The sequence below is a fragment of the Larkinella punicea genome, assembly GCF_003334855.1.
Taxonomy (GTDB): Bacteria; Bacteroidota; Bacteroidia; order Cytophagales; family Spirosomataceae; genus Larkinella; species Larkinella punicea.
On sequence record NZ_QOWE01000016.1, the window covers coordinates 171,346 to 187,470 of the forward strand.

The 16,125-nt window shown below is 50.1% G+C and carries 17 protein-coding genes; 4 read left to right on the forward strand and 13 right to left on the reverse strand.

Annotated features, from left to right (window positions below; all coding sequences use genetic code 11):
* Positions 1–59 precede the first annotated feature (59 nt).
* Positions 60–665 (forward strand): DinB family protein, encoded by a 606-nt coding sequence (locus tag DUE52_RS19710; protein WP_114407796.1) that lies wholly within the window; start codon positions 60–62, stop codon positions 663–665.
* A 113-nt stretch (positions 666–778) separates the two neighbouring features.
* On the opposite strand, the gene DUE52_RS19715 is transcribed toward DUE52_RS19710, so the two are convergent.
* Complete coding sequence (locus tag DUE52_RS19715; protein WP_229312234.1) at positions 779–2,317, reverse strand: OmpA family protein; 1,539 nt, start codon at positions 2,315–2,317, stop codon at positions 779–781.
* A gap of 236 nt (positions 2,318–2,553) precedes the next feature.
* Here DUE52_RS19715 and DUE52_RS32130 point away from each other — a divergent pair, with 236 nt between their 5' ends.
* A complete protein-coding gene (locus tag DUE52_RS32130) occupies positions 2,554–2,778 on the forward strand; it encodes a hypothetical protein (RefSeq protein ID WP_133299879.1) in 225 nt (74 codons plus the stop codon).
* Here the strand turns inward: DUE52_RS32130 and DUE52_RS19720 are convergent.
* From DUE52_RS19720 to DUE52_RS19760, 9 genes are all read right to left on the reverse strand, one after another.
* Positions 2,775–3,329: an LOG family protein gene (locus tag DUE52_RS19720; protein ID WP_114407797.1), complete on the reverse strand. Its 555-nt coding sequence runs from the start codon at positions 3,327–3,329 to the stop codon at positions 2,775–2,777. The genes DUE52_RS32130 and DUE52_RS19720 overlap by 4 nt on opposite strands.
* Before the next feature lie 51 nt (positions 3,330–3,380).
* Positions 3,381–4,160: a hypothetical protein gene (locus tag DUE52_RS19725; RefSeq protein ID WP_114407754.1), complete on the reverse strand. Its 780-nt coding sequence runs from the start codon at positions 4,158–4,160 to the stop codon at positions 3,381–3,383.
* A gap of 123 nt (positions 4,161–4,283) precedes the next feature.
* Positions 4,284–4,619: a phage holin family protein gene (locus DUE52_RS19730; RefSeq protein ID WP_114407755.1), complete on the reverse strand. Its 336-nt coding sequence runs from the start codon at positions 4,617–4,619 to the stop codon at positions 4,284–4,286.
* Positions 4,620–4,716: 97 nt separating this feature from the next.
* Positions 4,717–5,316, reverse strand: coding sequence for a bifunctional phosphoribosyl-AMP cyclohydrolase/phosphoribosyl-ATP diphosphatase HisIE (gene hisIE, locus DUE52_RS19735; protein ID WP_114407756.1), 600 nt, complete (start codon positions 5,314–5,316; stop codon positions 4,717–4,719).
* 19 nt (positions 5,317–5,335) lie between these two features.
* Positions 5,336–6,097 carry an imidazole glycerol phosphate synthase subunit HisF gene (hisF, locus tag DUE52_RS19740; protein WP_114407757.1) on the reverse strand — a complete coding sequence of 254 codons (762 nt, stop codon included), beginning with the start codon at positions 6,095–6,097 and terminating at the stop codon, positions 5,336–5,338.
* A 113-nt stretch (positions 6,098–6,210) separates the two neighbouring features.
* Positions 6,211–6,930, reverse strand: coding sequence for a 1-(5-phosphoribosyl)-5-[(5-phosphoribosylamino)methylideneamino]imidazole-4-carboxamide isomerase (gene hisA, locus DUE52_RS19745; RefSeq protein WP_114407758.1), 720 nt, complete (start codon positions 6,928–6,930; stop codon positions 6,211–6,213).
* 69 nt (positions 6,931–6,999) lie between these two features.
* On the reverse strand, positions 7,000–7,599 hold the full coding sequence (gene hisH, locus DUE52_RS19750; protein ID WP_114407759.1) for an imidazole glycerol phosphate synthase subunit HisH: 600 nt from the start codon (positions 7,597–7,599) through the stop codon (positions 7,000–7,002).
* A 175-nt stretch (positions 7,600–7,774) separates the two neighbouring features.
* Complete coding sequence (locus DUE52_RS19755; RefSeq protein WP_114407760.1) at positions 7,775–8,443, reverse strand: hypothetical protein; 669 nt, start codon at positions 8,441–8,443, stop codon at positions 7,775–7,777.
* A 134-nt stretch (positions 8,444–8,577) separates the two neighbouring features.
* A complete protein-coding gene (locus DUE52_RS19760; protein ID WP_114407761.1) occupies positions 8,578–9,504 on the reverse strand; it encodes a DUF72 domain-containing protein in 927 nt (308 codons plus the stop codon).
* Positions 9,505–9,684: 180 nt separating this feature from the next.
* Between DUE52_RS19760 and DUE52_RS19765 the strand changes: the two genes are divergently transcribed.
* Positions 9,685–12,360 carry a valine--tRNA ligase gene (locus DUE52_RS19765; RefSeq protein ID WP_114407762.1) on the forward strand — a complete coding sequence of 892 codons (2,676 nt, stop codon included), beginning with the start codon at positions 9,685–9,687 and terminating at the stop codon, positions 12,358–12,360.
* A 107-nt stretch (positions 12,361–12,467) separates the two neighbouring features.
* On the opposite strand, the gene DUE52_RS19770 is transcribed toward DUE52_RS19765, so the two are convergent.
* A complete protein-coding gene (locus tag DUE52_RS19770) occupies positions 12,468–13,571 on the reverse strand; it encodes an OmpA family protein (RefSeq protein WP_114407763.1) in 1,104 nt (367 codons plus the stop codon).
* A gap of 180 nt (positions 13,572–13,751) precedes the next feature.
* Here DUE52_RS19770 and DUE52_RS19775 point away from each other — a divergent pair, with 180 nt between their 5' ends.
* Positions 13,752–14,273 carry a D-glycero-alpha-D-manno-heptose-1,7-bisphosphate 7-phosphatase gene (locus DUE52_RS19775; protein WP_114407764.1) on the forward strand — a complete coding sequence of 174 codons (522 nt, stop codon included), beginning with the start codon at positions 13,752–13,754 and terminating at the stop codon, positions 14,271–14,273.
* Here DUE52_RS19775 and DUE52_RS32960 read toward each other — a convergent pair whose 3' ends face one another.
* Both DUE52_RS32960 and DUE52_RS19780 read right to left on the reverse strand, forming a co-directional pair.
* Positions 14,274–14,405 carry a hypothetical protein gene (locus DUE52_RS32960; RefSeq protein ID WP_255472175.1) on the reverse strand — a complete coding sequence of 44 codons (132 nt, stop codon included), beginning with the start codon at positions 14,403–14,405 and terminating at the stop codon, positions 14,274–14,276.
* Between the two features lie 68 nt (positions 14,406–14,473).
* Complete coding sequence (locus DUE52_RS19780) at positions 14,474–15,961, reverse strand: type III PLP-dependent enzyme domain-containing protein (protein WP_114407765.1); 1,488 nt, start codon at positions 15,959–15,961, stop codon at positions 14,474–14,476.
* Positions 15,962–16,125 lie beyond the last annotated feature (164 nt).

A 16,125-nucleotide genomic window follows, 5' to 3' on the forward strand; every position in this document is an offset into this window, starting at 1 on the left:
ATATCGCCGTTTCAACGTGCCGTAGTTTTGATCCGTCAACCAAAACATACATTCACACCATGAAACAAATGATTTCATTCCTCTTTTTACTGACAACGGTTTCAGCGCAGGCGCAATCCCGACTCTGGACCGCAGCCGACCAGAAGTATACGGTCGAAAACCTGAAACGCACCCGCGATGAGCTGATTCGGGAAACGGAAAATTTGACCGATGCCCAGTGGCATTTTCACGAAACGCCCGGACGCTGGTCGATTGCCGAGGTGGTGGAGCATCTGGCGCTCTGGGAAATTATCTGGGCGCGCGAAATCAGCATCGGAGCCCGCAGCAAACCGCAGCCCGAACTGAACCAGACCAGCCGGCCCGACAGCTATTACACTAATTTCATCATGGAAGATACCCCGCACAAAGCGCCGGACATCGCCAAACCAACGGGTTTTATTCGGGGAAAAGACAACCTGACCTTTTTCAAACGGCTTCGCGATCAGGCGATTGGGTATGCCGATACGACCAAAACCGACATGCGGGCTCATTTTGAATTTACGGCAGCCGGTAATTCACCCCGCAACATGCACCAGGTTTATATTTACCAGTGGGGCCACGTCGACCGCCATCTGCGGCAAATCCGGAAGGTGAAAGCGCATCCGGGATATCCGGGCAAGTTGTAATTAAAAGTTGTATCGCAGAGTTTAGCGGAGAACATCAGAGTTACGCAGAGAAAATTTTAATAAAACTCTGCGTAACTCTGATGTTCTCCGCTAAACTCTGCGATACAATCTCCTTATTTCTTTTTGATCACGAACTCCACGCGCCGGTTGGTTTGTCGGCCCTCGTCAGTGTCGTTGCTGGCCACAGGTTTGGCTTCGCCGTAGCCTTTGCTGGCGACGCGGTCGGGTTCGATGCCTTTGCCAATGAAGTATTCACGAACGGCATCCGCGCGATCCTGGGAGAGTTTCAGGTTGATTTCGTTGGAACCCGTGTTGTCGGTATGCCCGCCTACTTCGATGACCATCTTCGGGTTTTCGTTGAAAGTGGCCACCATCCGATCCAGTTCCGGGAACGACTCGTCGCGCAGAACGGCTTTGCCGACGTCGAAGAAAATGTTGTTGAGCCGCACGGCGCGACCCACTTCAATCGGAATCAGGGTCAGTTCTTTGCCTTTTATTTCCTGAAAACCTTTCGTTTCCCGAAGATCTATGTTGCCGCCTTCGGAAATAAAACTGGGCGCAACGGCCCTCATGCTGTACTGTTTGCCGTAGGGCAGCACGATTTTATACTCGCCCGTGACGGGGTCAGATGTCGCTTCCCCCGCTTCAAGTCCGTCGGGCAGCGTCTGGTAAATCACGCGGGCTTCGATGGGTTTACCGGTTTTCTGGTCAATTATTTTTCCGCTCACCAACGCCACCGGATCGGGGCTGGTCGCGGGTGGGGCGGTTTTATCGTTCGGGTTGGCAGTATCGATGAGTTTGATCCGAACAATATCACCTTTGCCCAGCGTGTTTTTGAAACTCGTCATGTAGGCATATTCGCCCGAAGCCGCCACCGAATAATAAGCATCATACCCATCGGTATTGATGGCCGACCCCAGATTGACCGGTTTCGACCAATGTTTCCAGGTTTTGTCGACGCGCTTGGCAACATAGATATCGTTGCTGCCCGAACCGCCGGGCCGGTCGCTGGAGAAATACAGGGTAGCCCCGTCGGCCGCCAGGAACGGCGTGGTTTCGGTGCCGTCCGTATTGATTTCGGGGCCGAGACTCATCGGTTTGCTCCAGGAACCGTCTTTCTGACGCAGGCTAACGTAAATATCATCTTCCTTACTGTTCTTTTTCTCACTGAATGCCATCACCAGCACTTTGCCGTCGGCCGAAAGATAGCCGCAATCGTACTGTCCTTTACTGATTTTCTCGTAACCGGGGATGTTCAGCTTTTGCGGAGCCGACCAGCCCGTGGCGGTTCGTTTGCTGGTCGAAAAACCGCGCGTTTCGTACGTGCCGTTCGCATAAGCGCCCTTGATGAGCATCGTGTTTCCGTCGGGCGTAATGCTGTATGCGCAATTATACTCATCCTTGTTGAGTGGCGGAGCCATCCGTTTGGCCGGTCCCCACGTATTGCCCTGCCCCAGTTCAGAATACCAGATGTCCTGGCTCCCTTTGTTGCCGTGCGTGTTCTGGGGGTGGCTGATTCGGGCAAAAAATAGTGTTCGCCCGTCGGGAGAAATGACCGGATTGACTTCATTATATTCCGAATTGACCTGATTTCCCAGACTTTCTGCTTTTGATGCTGGATTCTGCTGCGCAACAGCCACCGGTATGGTCATACCTAGAAGCCCCGTCAGCGTAAGTTCCCAAAATTTCATTGACTACGGTGTAGAAGTTAATATAAGAAGAACGAAGAACCAATCGGGATTAGTTTACCGCATGTCTAAGTCAAATCAAATGCCACGTTCATTTATCGGCCTGCTTTTTGCTGCGAATATTTATAAAAATGGCTTCCTAAATCCAGTTTATATTAACTATTTTTTTCACCTTTATATTCTTAGTTATATTTACCGAGATGGACCCCTTTAAAAGAAGAAAAAAGAAACCTACGCCATTCCATGCGGTGTCGTCCCCGCGTGAACTATTGCGGTTACTGATCAATGTCGTGCTGTGCGTAACGGGCCTGGTATTTGGCTTTATTTACTTAATTAAGGGGCTGGTAATAGGCTGGTTACTGATCGCAGCTTTCACCTTTTTCCTGCTGGTTCAATTCTCCGGGCCGACCGATTACGATATTTAAATCGCCTGTTCCCAGAATTCTTCAATCTTCATGAGCAACTCATCGATCGAATCCGATACGATAAGTAATTCCCGGTTTTCGGCTTTCAAAAAACCATCACTTACCATGCGATCCATTTGCAGGAGGAGCAGATCGTAAAAACCGTTGACATTCAGAACCCCAACGGGGCCTTCATAGAGTCGGAGCTGGCGCCAGGCCAGAATTTCGAAGAGTTCGTCGAACGTGCCATAGCCACCAGGCAGTGCAATCACCCCTTTGGCAAACTGCACCATCTTGAACTTCCGCTCGTGCATCGTTTCAACAAAGTGTAATTCGGTCAAGGTCTCGTGAGCGACTTCCAGCGCGGCCAGAAAATTGGGAATAACACCCGTCACTTGTCCGCCGTTTGTCATCACGGCATCGGCAACTGCGCCCATCAGGCCCATGTTTCCGCCACCGTAGATGAGCCGGATTTCGCGTTCCGCAAATTTCTCGCCCAATTCCCGGGCGACTTCTTTATAGACAGGATTCGATCCGGGGTTCGACCCGCAGTAGACGACGATGCTTTTCATTCCACAAAAATACGATTGTGAAACGGGATTTCGCGTTACTTTTTCGGGCAACTATTTGGTCAGGGTGTTGCTGAGCGCCCGCCAGTCGATTTTCTTCACAATTTCGCTGGCCACATCGAGGGGCGCCTTGATCGTTACGATCATGTTTTCGATCAGCGTACCGCCTTTTTTATAGGAGTAATGGTAGAGCTTGTCTCCGCGCGGGTTTTTCTGAAGGTTATTTTTCCAGTTGCCGAGCAAAACCACGGTTTCGGGCCGGGCAGCAATGCCCGCATCATTGGGTTTCAGGATGATCTGGAGGGCCAATGGAGCACCGTCGACGGGAATGGTTTTGTAGGAAGCCGCAAACCGGTTGCTGATGGGTTCTTCGACCCGGTAATTCCCGGCATTCATTTCAACGTTGATATCCACCGTCGATTTGGCCAGATCGGTCGTCCGGTTCGGGTCCGATTCTTTATAAATGGAATCCGTGCTCATCACAAAAGACCGCTGTTGTTGCGTGATGGTATCGCCAATTGCCTTGGCACTATCGGCGCGGGCCTTCTGCTGGTCGGCGGCCGATGCCTGTAGGAACGACAGATCGTAGCGATCTCCACAGATGCGGAAAATCTTGCCATATTCATCACTCAATTCCAGTTTGCCGAGCGAATGCCGTTCGTCGAACACCTGCCAGTTGCCCGCCGGTGGATTTTTCCTGAACTGGTTCTGCAATTCTTTCACCACCTTTTCGTAGGCGGCATTTTGCTGGGGCGTGGCCGGATCACACTGCGCCCGGGTCTGGTGGATACTAATGATCTGTATTACAAGGAGTATTGAGAGTAGTTTTTTCATGGGGCTGCAAATCTAATGATTCATCCTAACAACTGGTCTGGTTCAGAAAAGTTATGAGTTGTCGGTCTCGCAACAAAAAAGTCAGACCGGAAAGCCTGACTTTTTGAGTACAAAAATGATGGATTAGCTGACAATCGAATCGATTAGCCAGGTTACGACGGATACCAGAATACTGAACAACAACGCAGCGATGAATCCACTGACCTGAAAACCGCCCACCAGATAATCCGTCAGGTATACCATCAGCACGTTAATGACCAGATAAAACAGCCCCAGCGTGATGATCGTAATGGGAATGGTCAGAAAAACCAGAATGGGCTTCAAAAAGGCATTGAGCAAACCCAGTACAATGGCGACAATCAAAGCCGTGCCGAAACCGTCGACACCGACACCCGGAATGACATAACTGGCCACAATAACAGCGACGGCGCTGATGAGAATACGTATGATAAGACCCATAGTGCGTTTAATGATTAAAGTTTGACGTCTAAAGTTGTATGAAAAAATAAGCAACTCCAATCTTCAAACCGGAAACTTTAAACCATTGTTTGCCAAATTATTTCGTATGTCGCTGCTGCAATACCGCAATCACCTCGTCCAGATCAATATTTTTCTGCTCGAGCAGGATTAAATAGTGATACAGCAGGTCGGCGGCTTCGCCTTTAAACAGGTCGGCATTGTCATCTTTGGCTTCGATCACCAGTTCAACGGCCTCTTCGCCCACTTTCTGGGCAATTTTGTTAACGCCTTTTTTGAAGAGCGATGCCGTGTATGATTTTTCCGTCGGATTTTCCTTGCGATCTCGGATAATTCGCTGTAAATAATTGAGGAACAATCCTTTCCCCTGATTTACTTCATCAAAACAAGTATCGGCACCGGTGTGGCAAGTGGGTCCGGCGGGATGTACTTTGATGAGCAGCGTATCTCCATCGCAGTCGATCAGCATCTCTTTGACGTGGAGGAAGTTATTGGACGTTTCGCCTTTGGTCCACAGGCGTTGCTTGCTGCGGCTAAAAAACGTCACGATATTTTCCTGTACGGTTTTTTCGTAGGCTTCCGCGTTCATGTAGCCCAGCATCAGTACTTTCCCGGTTTCGGCGTCCTGAATGACGGCGGGAATCAGGCCGTCAGTATTTTTTAAAAAGTCAATGTTCATAATTTTCGTAATTCTAACCTTAAGCTGTCGTTCGCATCGGAATTCCCTGCTGGCTCAAAAACCGTTTCAAAGCCGGTATTTCGATTTCTTTGAAGTGAAAAATACTGGCGGCCAAACCGGCATCGGCTTTTCCGGTCGTGAACACATCCACAAAATGCGCCATCGATCCGGCTCCACCCGACGCAATGACGGGAATGTTGGCCGCGCCCGAAATCTGCGCCGTCAGCTCAATGGCAAAACCGGCTTTGGTTCCGTCGGTATCCATTGAGGTCAGCAGAATTTCGCCCGCGCCCCGGTTTTCGATTTCTTTCGCCCAGGCCAGGGTTCGCAATTCGGTCGGTCGGCGACCACCGTGCGTGTGAACGATGTGTTCGCCGTTAACAAACCGGGTGTCAATCGCGACCACAATGCACTGACTACCAAACTCCTGCGCCAGTTCATCAACCAGATCCGGATTCCGAACCGCCGACGAGTTGATCGAAATTTTGTCGGCTCCGGCGTTGAGCAGGGCCGAAACATCGGCAATCGATGAAATACCGCCCCCGACCGTAAACGGAATATTGACGGTGTGAGCCACCTTCCGAACCAGCTCGATCAGCGTTTTGCGTTCATCGACCGTGGCCGTAATATCCAGAAAAACCAGTTCGTCGGCACCTTCGCGGGCGTAAATCGCGCCCAGTTCCACCGGGTCTCCTGCGTCGCGCAGGTTGACGAAATTGGTGCCTTTCACCGTCCGCCCGTCTTTGATGTCGAGGCAGGGAATGATGCGTTTTGTGAGCATAATTGAGGGAACTGTTTCGCGGAGTTGAGCGGAGAAGAGCAGAGTTAAGCAGAGAAATTTATAATAAACTTCGCTTAACTCCCTTTTTTCTCCGCTCAACTCCGCGAAATAACTCATTTTAAAAACATCGATAACTCTTTCAAGGTAACTCTCCCTTCGTAAATCGCTTTGCCGACGATGACGCCGAACAGATTCATGTCGGCCAGCACTTCCAGATCCTGCATACCACTGACGCCCCCGCTGGCGATGATGTTCAGATCGGGAAAACGATCCTGCAAATTCCGGTACAGGTCGAACGAAGGCCCTTCCAGCAAACCGTCTTTAGCCACGTCGGTGCTAATGATGTATTTGACGCCTTTTTCCACATACTTTTCCACAAAGTCATACACCCAGACCTGCGTATCCTCTTCCCAACCGCTGACAGCAATTTTCTCGTTCTTCGCATCCGCGCCCAGAATAATCGTTTCCGGGCCAAACTGCGCCAGCCATTTTTCGAAAACGTCCGGTTTTTTAACGGCAATGCTTCCGCCCGTCACCTGTTTGGCACCACATTCAAACACCATCCGCAAATCCTCGTCGGACTGTACGCCACCACCAAAGTCGATGTGCAGCCGGGTTTTGGCGGCAATCAGCTCCAGCACTTTCCAGTTGACGACGCGTTTTTCCTTCGCGCCGTCCAGATCGACCAGATGCAAACGGGTCAAACCGGCGTCTTCAAACTGTTGTGCCACTTCGAGTGGTCGGGCATTGTATTCTTTTTTCTGGTTGTAATCGCCCTGCGTCAGCCGAACGGCTTTGCCTTCAATCAGGTCGATGGCGGGTATAATGTGCATAATAGACAAGAGAGTTGAGACAAGAGAGGATAGACAAAAATGGTGAGAATAAAGTCTCTATTCTCTGGTCTAACTTCTCTGGTCTATATCCAAAAAATTCTCCAAAATTCGCTGGCCGACGTTTCCGCTGATTTCGGCGTGAAACTGGGCAGCATAAAAATTATCCCGGTGCAACATCGCGCTGAATGGACGGACATAGTCGCAGACCGCGATGGTTTCCGGGCAAACGTCGGCGCAATAGCTGTGGACGAAATAGACATACGGATTTTCAATAATGCCTTTGGTCAGCGGACCTTGCAAATCAGTCAGGTTGTTCCAGCCCATATGCGGCACTTTGAAACCGGGTGTGGCCGGAAACCGCCTTACATCGACATCGAAAACGCCCATGCAGGTCGTGTTACCCTCTTCGGAATACCGGCAGAGCAATTGCATGCCCACGCAGGTTCCCAAAACCGGCTGCTTCAGCGACGGAATGACTTTGTCCAGACCCCGCTGCCGCAGATACGTCATGGCGGTACTGGCTTCCCCTACGCCGGGAAAGATCACCTTGTCGGCCGAGCGAATTTCGGCTTCGTCGTCGGTCAGCAGGTAACTGGCGCCGATGCGCTCCAGGGCATACATGACCGACTGCACGTTGCCGGCGTTGTATTTGATAATGACGGTTTTCATAACAAAAAACCCGGCTCGTGGCAGAACCGGGTTTGGTATCGGGAATTCGTTGTTTCTTGTTCAACCCCAAAAACGCATCCGTTCTGCCGTGCTAACAGACAGAATGATGATGGTTGCGGAAGGCTTTTGCGGGATTCATGGGACAAATGTAAACCGGCTGATGCTAAATTCAAAATTACTTGCAGGTTGCCAAAATCTCGCCAGCCAGTTTCTTCGCCAATTCCTGGTTGGCTTTTACATCCGTACCAACGGAAGAAATCACCTTGAATGTTGTACGATCCTTCAGAACGACCAGTTGGCTACCTGTTAAATCCCAGGCTGCGGCATCACCCACACCGGTTATGGTTTCGTAGCCTTGCGTATTCAGTACGGTATTCCCAACCGCATTGCCTGTGGCCTGTTCGGCGGTGGAAACTCCCTTCTCCTTGAGTTTTTTATCAATCAACGCTGCGGCTTGTTGTTTTTCGGCTTCCGTTGCAGTGCGATAAAAGCTTTTGAAATACTTGACCGGATCCGGATAACGCTTGCTATCCACTTCGTTGATCCAGCACAGGCCGATTCGGTTATGATCCGGAACGTCCATTTCGCGCCCTGCAACGGTCATTTTACGGGTTCGGCCACTTTTCCAGACATACTCGTAGGTATCTCGTTTGGCATATTTAGGCTCTGATTTGCGGTATTTTAATTCCGCTTTCGACAGATCGCCCTTGTAATGTTTTTGGATGGCCGCTATTGGCAATAACTGATCCATTTTAGTCTGATACCCCAGAATACAATCCTGGGCATAACTACGGAATCCACCGATAAAACCGGTCAAAATAATAACAAGGAATGCTTTTTTCACGCTTAACCGTATTCGGATGGGTTTAGGAGTTGATACGATGATCCGAATTGTAAATATGTCAATTTAGGTCTAATTAACCGCGCTGTTCTTTTATACTTTTTGCCGACGGGGACCATTCACTATCAATTCATTGGCTAGAACAGACTTCCCTGCACAACCTCCGGCCGGATGGTTGGCTCCTGCAAATTCAAGCCGCAAACCGCATTGAGTTTCCGAATCCAGTAGCGAATCAGTTCGGGCGCGGTGTCGTTGTCGCCCCCGCCGTGAATGAAAAGGTAGGCGGTTTGCAGGCCGTTTTGAAACCAGATTTTCAATCGCTCCACCCAGGCGTCGGCGCGTTCGTAATCGGTGGGATGGCCTTCATTGGCGACAAAACGCAGCACCAGCCTCGGACTCGTCAGGCTCATGTGCATAACATCGCGCCGTCCGGCTACGTCCGTGATCACCAGGTCGCGGTGGAGCACATGCAGCCGTTCGAGCGTCCGCTGCCAGATCGCCGGTTTGGCAAACCAGTCGGGATGCCGGAACTCGACGGCCATTTCCAGATCGTCGGGCAGGTTTTTCAGGTAGGTTTCCAAAACCGGCCATTTGTCCGGCCCGAAGTTGGGCGGCAATTGCAGAAACGTCGTTCCCAGAAATTCTTCCAGACTTAAAACCGCATTGACAAACTCCTCGGTCAGCGATTCAGCCGCCACCAACGCCCGGTCGTGGCTGATGGCCTGCGGAAATTTGGGGCAATACACAAACCGGGGCCGAATCGGCGAGCCGGCAGCTTCTGTTTTCCACTTCTCGATCATGCCCGGCGTCGGACTGTGGTAATGCGTGCTGTTCAGTTCAATGGTGTTAAACTGACGGGCGTAGTGGTACAGAAAATCCCGTTCTTTGGTTTGCGAGGGGTAAATCCGGCCCACGTAGTTTTTATTGGCCCAGATTGGTCCACCGATGTACACTTCCGGAACCGCCGTCGGCTCGACCTTGTCCCAAATCGTCTGGTTGAACAGCGAATCGGGCGGCAGCGTGAAGTCGACCCGGTCGACGGAGGGCAGTTTTCCAAAGTCCATGCGCGTAAAGAGATGGTCGTTTGAACGTAAAACTAGCAAACTCGGTATTTCGTTTTCGCGCCCGTTCTGAATTGACTAATTTTGTGGAGAAAAAGACAAGAGAGCTGAGACAAGAGAGTAAAGAGTTATCCAAAGCGTTAAGTCTTTACTCTCTTGTCTAGCCTCTCACATCGCATTGACATGATTTCGAAGACGTATAATCCCACAGACATCGAGGCCAAGTGGTATCAGTATTGGCTGGATAACCGCTTTTTTCATTCCACACCCGACGACCGCGAACCGTATACCATCGTCATCCCGCCCCCGAACGTAACGGGGGTGCTGCACATGGGTCACATGCTGAACAATACGATTCAGGATGTGCTGATACGGAAAGCCCGGATGGAAGGCAAAAATGCCTGCTGGGTTGCCGGTACGGACCACGCGTCGATTGCAACCGAAGCGAAAGTCGTGGCCATGTTGAAGGAACGCGGGATCGACAAGTTGTCGATTGGCCGGGAAAAGTTTCTGGAATATGCCTGGGAGTGGACCTATAAATACGGCGGCATCATCCTGTCGCAGCTCCGCAAACTCGGTGCGTCCTGCGACTGGGACCGGACGCGCTTCACGATGGAACCGGCGCTCTACGATGCCGTGATCGAAACCTTCGTCGATTTATACAACAAAGGACAGATTTACCGCGGCATCCGGATGGTAAACTGGGACCCACAGGGCCGGACGGCGGTTTCGGATGAGGAAGTCATTACCAAAGAAGTGCAGCAGAAACTGTGCTACATCCGGTATGAAATTCAGGGTAGCCATTCAGACGGTGCCGGGTCGACGCTCGAAAAAGACTATGTGACCATTGCGACGGTTCGGCCGGAAACCATCATGGCCGACGTAGCGATTGCCGTTCACCCGGACGACGAACGCTATGCCCACCTGCACGGCAAAAAAGTCCTGATTCCGTTGATTAACCGTGCCATTCCAATCATTACGGATGAGTACGTCACAATGGATTTTGGTACGGGCTGTCTGAAAGTAACGCCCGCCCACGACCCGAATGACTACGCGCTGGGTGTAAAACACAATCTGCCGGTTATCGACATTCTGAACGACGACGGCACGTTGAACGAAAAAGCGCAGATTTTCGTCGGCGTAGATCGATTTGCCGCCCGGAAAGCCATCATCAAGCAATTGGAAGAAACCGGCCACCTGGTCGTTGCGGAGGATTACAAATCGAACGTCGGATTCTCGGAGCGCACCAACGCCGTGATCGAGCCGAAACTGTCGTTGCAGTGGTTCCTGAAAATGGGCGACTTGTCGAAACCAGCACTGGAAAATGTCCTGAACGACACGATTCAACTGCATCCGGCCAAGTTCAAGAACATGTACCGTTCCTGGATGGAGAACGTTCACGACTGGTGCATCAGCCGCCAGTTGTGGTGGGGCCACCAGATCCCGGCTTTTTACATGAAAGACGGGCGGATTATCGTGGCGAAAACCAAAAAGGAAGCCCTGCGGATTGCCCGCGAAAAATACCAGTTGTTTGCGTTGAGTGAAGCGGATCTGACGCAGGATGAGGATGTGCTGGACACCTGGTTTTCGTCGTGGCTCTGGCCCATGGCGGTTTTTAAGCCTTCGTACGACCCCAACGACCCGAAAGCTGCACCGGGCGACCTCGATTATTATTACCCGACCAACGATCTGGTAACAGCCCCCGAAATTCTGTTTTTCTGGGTGGCCCGGATGATTATCGCCGGCTACGAATACCAGGGCCGTGAACCGTTCAAAAATGTGTATCTGACGGGAATCGTTCGGGATAAGCAGGGCCGAAAAATGTCGAAATCGCTCGGCAACTCGCCCGATCCGCTGGATTTGATCGATCAATTTGGGGCCGACGGCGTTCGGACGGGCATGTTGTTCAGCTCACCAGCGGGCAACGATTTGCTGTATGACGAGAAACTGGTAGAGCAGGGCCGGAATTTCTGCAACAAAATCTGGAACGCGTTCCGGTTGGTCAAGGGATGGAAAGTGAGTGACGATACGAGCGTTGTTGAGCCACCGTTGGCGGTTTTGTGGTTCGAATCGAAACTGAACCAGACGCTGATCGACCTCGAAGATCATTTCAGCAAATACCGCATGTCGGATGCGCTGCATACGGTTTACAAATTGATCTGGGATGATTTCTGCTCGCAATACCTCGAAATGATCAAACCGGGGTATGAGCAACAGGATCAGGTTCGGCCTATCGACAAGGTTACCTACGATGCGACCATCGACTTTTTCGAACGGCTGATGAAGCTGGCCCACCCCTTCATGCCGTTCATTACGGAGGAAATCTGGCAGGAAATCAGTCAACGGAACGAAGGTGAAAGCATTTGCGTATCGAAGTATCCAACCCCCGGAACCGTTGATAAATCGCTGCTCACCGACTTCGACATGCTGTTCGAGATCATTTCCACCGTTCGGAATGTTCGCAACAGCAAGCAGATCAATCCCAAAACCGAGTTACCCGTAGCCATCAAAACGGACGATAAAAACCGGTTTACGCCCTTGGAAGGTTTGATTCGAAAGCTGGCGGTGGTTTCCGACATCAGTTACGTGACTGAAAAAGCCGACGGCCTTTCATTCATGATCCGCAGCGTCGAATTTTTTGTCAACATCGCAGGCGAAATCGACGTGGAACAGGAACGGGCGAACATTGAAAAGGAGTTAGCCTATACCAAAGGATTTCTGGAGTCGGTTTTAAAAAAGCTTTCGAACGAGAAATTCGTGGCCAATGCCAAACCGGACGTTATCGACCGCGAGCGGCAGAAACTCGCCGATGCCGAAGCGAAAATTAAAACGCTGGAGGAAAATCTGGCGGCACTGTAAGAGAATTTCAAACGTAAAATGATGAACGCTAAATGTAAAAGTTAGGAGGCTAAGCACTCATTAACTTTTACATTTAGCGTTCATCATTTTACATTTGAAATTCTTTTTTATTCCTTCAAAATCTTCACCTCCACCCGCCGGTTCAGCCGCTTGGTTTCCTCGCGCGAATTATCGGCAATCGGTTTGCTACCCCCATACGCCTGGGTTTGAATCCGCGACGGCGCGATGCCTTTGTTGGTCAGGTAGCTTTTGACGGCATCGACGCGTTTCTGCGACAAAGCCACGTTCAATTTCGGATCGCCCACATTGTCGGTATGGCCAGCCAGTTCGATTTCCATCGTGGAATTTCGCTTCATGATCGACAACAGGGAATCCAATTCAGGATATGATTCCGGTTCAATTTCATACGCCGACTGCTTGAACAGCAGGTTATTCAACCGATACGTCCGGCCCGCTTCAACCTTTGAACCAAAATTTTCCACTTTTTCGATCGGTGCCGGTTTGGGCGTTTCTTTTTTCGGTGGCGTCTGGGCCACGACCGAATCTTTCGGAACCGGTTTTGAGGCCGGTTTTTGAACGGGTGGCGTTGTTGGCCTGGGTTTCGGTTTTATCGGCGGTTTCCGGACGGGCGGTTTGGCATTTCGCAGATCGTCTTTGTATGCGATTATACGCAAATCATAAACATTGTAGGGTTGTTGCGAATGTGTCCCATTTCGATAATAACGCACATCCTCCTCAACCAGATCAACCAACTGCACCCCTTTGCCAGGTCGTTCAAAATGCGCTTCACAGGATATTTTGACCGCAAAATCAAACTGGGCGGCCTCCGGTTGGTCTAAAATAGCAACTTCTTCAATTTGTCCATTTTCCAAAACCGCCTTTATGTTTTTAATGTAGAGCAGGGCATATTCACGGTTTCCCTTTTTATCGTATAGCCGCCAGGAATTGGGATGGCCCGGGCCGTATACCGTTTGAGAACTGTGTGCATACTGCAACCGGGGGCGGGGTGCCCTTGTCTGCTTGTCAGACACAAAATAAACAATCATTTTATGGTTGGTGTACTCCACTTTTGTAACCTGCCCACCGCCATCCACCATTCGTTGAGGAGGATTAAGATCACGCTGAATGATTTTCTGAGCCTGAGCAGGCAATAGCCAACCCAGGCTGAGCAACCACAAAATCAAAAAGCTCCGTTTTATCATGTCGTTCATCACCTCTCGCCCGTTGTAACGTATAGAACCGCTCTTACTAAACGCGGTCTTTTTTACTTTTTGTTAACAAAAAGTAAAAAATTATTCTTTTATTTCTAGTTATTTCGCTTAAAATACTATTTACAGTATTTTATTGGCGATATTGATAGGACTACGATCGGAACCCACAATTCCACACACATGAGCAAGTGCATTTTTTTAGATCGCGATGGCGTTTTGAATGAAGACCGGACTGACTACGTTTACCGGGTTGAAGATTTTATTATTCCGACAGGAGTCGTTGAAGGCCTGCAACTCCTGAAAAACGCCGGTTATTTACTAATTGTCGTGACCAATCAGGCCGGTATTGCCCGCGGCCTCTACTCGCGGAACGATGTCATGCGGTGTCATCAGTATCTCCAGGATCAGTGCGGCAACCTGATCGACGACATTTATTATTGCCCGCACCACCCCGATTTCGATTCGCAGTCGCTGCTGCGGAAACCCGATTCGTTGATGCTGGAAAAAGCCATTGCCAAATACAATATCGACGTCAGCCAATCCTGGATGATTGGCGACGCACCCCGTGACATACAGGCGGGCAAGCGGGTGGGCGTCCGGACCGTACACATTACACCAAAAATACCGGAGCTTCCTGTTGGTGATCAACAGGCTCCCAATCTGCTGGAAGCGTCAAAAATGGTGGTAAACGCTGCCTGCTGATTAAGCGAGTTGTTCGGTCGAAACCGGTTGCTTCTGCTGCAGGTGGCTGTCATAAGCCGGACACGCTCTGCGCGCACAGGAACCGAGCGATACAAGGGCCATCAGACCCAGAATGATGCTGATCTTTTTCATTGCTGGTTAAATTTTTCTGTCCACAAAAACCGGGTGGCTTTTGTGGACAGGGCAAAAACTGTGCTATTTTAATTTTCCTGTTTTTCTAATTCTTCAACGGGTTGCTCTTCTTCTTCAGCGGCTTTGGCCGCTTCAATGTCGAGCGTCACCGGCGTTGCGGTTTGGCGATACCCCAGAATTTTCAGCATCACCTCGCTATCCTGTTCGGGCGCAAAAAGCCGCGTGGTCAGATTACCCTCACTATCCCGGTCCACAATCACATGCTGCGGAGCGGGAATGAGGCAATGCTGAATACCACCATAACCACCCAGTGATTCCTGATACGCACCCGTGTGGAAAAACCCGATGTACTGGTCTTCCGTATCCCGTTCAAAAATGGGCAGGTATAAATCGGCGCTGTGGGCTTCCGTATTGTAAAAATCGTGTGAGTCGCAGGTCAAACCGCCCAGATTGACTTTCTGATATGGGTTATCCCAGTTATTGACCGACAGCATGATGTATTTCTGACCCAAACCCCACGAATCGGGCAGTTGCGTAATGAACGAACCGTCGATCATATACCACAACTCTTTATCGTTCTGCAATTTCTGGTCAATCACTTTGTATATAACGGCGCCACTCTCTCCTACCGTATAACTTCCGAACTCCGTGAAGATGTGCGGCACCGGAACGTTGCTCTTGTTGCAGATCCACTGAATGCTTTCTACGATTTGATCGACCATCGCCTGGTAGTCGTACGTAAACTGGAACGAGGTCTGAATCGGCATCCCCCCGCCAATATCGATGGAATCGAGATCGGGACAGATTTTGCTCAGTTCACAGTATTTATACATAAACCGGCTGAGTTCGCTCCAGTAATAGGCGCTGTCTTTAATACCGGTATTGATGAAAAAGTGGAGCATCTTCAGCTTGAACTTTCCGCTGTTCTGAATTTTCGTGCGGTAGAGTTCATTGATATCGCTGTAGCGAATGCCGAGCCGGGAGGTATAAAAGGCAAAGTTCGGTTCTTCGTCGGTGGCAATCCGGATGCCCAGATTAACCGTCTCAGCCGTTACGCCCTCTTCGTAGGCTTCAATTTCTTTCAGATTATCAAGCACCGGAACCACGTTGTAGCCGTCGTTCAGCAGTTCGCTGATGTATTGGGTATACAGCGGTCTTTTGTAACCGTTGCAGATAATAAACGTGTTCTTGTCCACCTTCCCGTCTTTGTGCAATTCCCGGATAATTGGAATATCGAAAGCCGATGAGGTTTCTAAGTGGATCTTGTTTTTTAAGGCTTCTTCGAGCACAAAACGAAAATGCGACGACTTCGTGCAGTAACAGTATGTATACGTTCCCTTGTAATTATACCGCTTCATCGCATTCTTGAACAACATGCGGGCGTGTTCAATGTGCTCGGTAATTTTGGGCAGGTACGTCAGTTTAAGCGGTGTTCCATACTGCTTGATAATTTCCATCAAAGGAACGTTGTTGAACAGCAGATGATTGTTTTCAACTTTGAATTCGAGAGTCGGAAATTCAAAGGTCTGTTCGATCAGGTCGTTGTAGCTTTTCATCCTTTCGGCAGAAGCATAAAAGAGTTTTGTTGGTTTCGAAAAAAGACTGCGAAAATGGCATAAAAAGAGCAGCTTTGCAATGGGGCAGGAACCGGTTTACAAAAACAAAATGTAACACAGACTGCACGCCTGATTGTCAAGCTGCTGCGTGAATGTCTACTCGC

What these genes read in the sequence shown, in the direction of transcription:
- DUE52_RS19710 (WP_114407796.1), top strand. Translation starts at nt 60, where the DNA reads ATGAAACAAATGATTTCATTCCTCTTTTTACTGACAACGGTTTCAGCG.
- DUE52_RS19715 (WP_229312234.1), bottom strand. Translation starts at nt 2,317, where the DNA reads ATGACCATACCGGTGGCTGTTGCGCAGCAGAATCCAGCATCAAAAGCA.
- DUE52_RS32130 (WP_133299879.1), top strand. Translation starts at nt 2,554, where the DNA reads ATGGACCCCTTTAAAAGAAGAAAAAAGAAACCTACGCCATTCCATGCG.
- DUE52_RS19720 (WP_114407797.1), bottom strand. Translation starts at nt 3,329, where the DNA reads ATGAAAAGCATCGTCGTCTACTGCGGGTCGAACCCCGGATCGAATCCT.
- DUE52_RS19725 (WP_114407754.1), bottom strand. Translation starts at nt 4,160, where the DNA reads ATGAAAAAACTACTCTCAATACTCCTTGTAATACAGATCATTAGTATC.
- DUE52_RS19730 (WP_114407755.1), bottom strand. Translation starts at nt 4,619, where the DNA reads ATGGGTCTTATCATACGTATTCTCATCAGCGCCGTCGCTGTTATTGTG.
- hisIE (WP_114407756.1), bottom strand. Translation starts at nt 5,316, where the DNA reads ATGAACATTGACTTTTTAAAAAATACTGACGGCCTGATTCCCGCCGTC.
- hisF (WP_114407757.1), bottom strand. Translation starts at nt 6,097, where the DNA reads ATGCTCACAAAACGCATCATTCCCTGCCTCGACATCAAAGACGGGCGG.
- hisA (WP_114407758.1), bottom strand. Translation starts at nt 6,930, where the DNA reads ATGCACATTATACCCGCCATCGACCTGATTGAAGGCAAAGCCGTTCGG.
- hisH (WP_114407759.1), bottom strand. Translation starts at nt 7,599, where the DNA reads ATGAAAACCGTCATTATCAAATACAACGCCGGCAACGTGCAGTCGGTC.
- DUE52_RS19760 (WP_114407761.1), bottom strand. Translation starts at nt 9,504, where the DNA reads ATGGACTTTGGAAAACTGCCCTCCGTCGACCGGGTCGACTTCACGCTG.
- DUE52_RS19765 (WP_114407762.1), top strand. Translation starts at nt 9,685, where the DNA reads ATGATTTCGAAGACGTATAATCCCACAGACATCGAGGCCAAGTGGTAT.
- DUE52_RS19770 (WP_114407763.1), bottom strand. Translation starts at nt 13,571, where the DNA reads ATGAACGACATGATAAAACGGAGCTTTTTGATTTTGTGGTTGCTCAGC.
- DUE52_RS19775 (WP_114407764.1), top strand. Translation starts at nt 13,752, where the DNA reads ATGAGCAAGTGCATTTTTTTAGATCGCGATGGCGTTTTGAATGAAGAC.
- DUE52_RS32960 (WP_255472175.1), bottom strand. Translation starts at nt 14,405, where the DNA reads ATGAAAAAGATCAGCATCATTCTGGGTCTGATGGCCCTTGTATCGCTC.
- DUE52_RS19780 (WP_114407765.1), bottom strand. Translation starts at nt 15,961, where the DNA reads ATGAAAAGCTACAACGACCTGATCGAACAGACCTTTGAATTTCCGACT.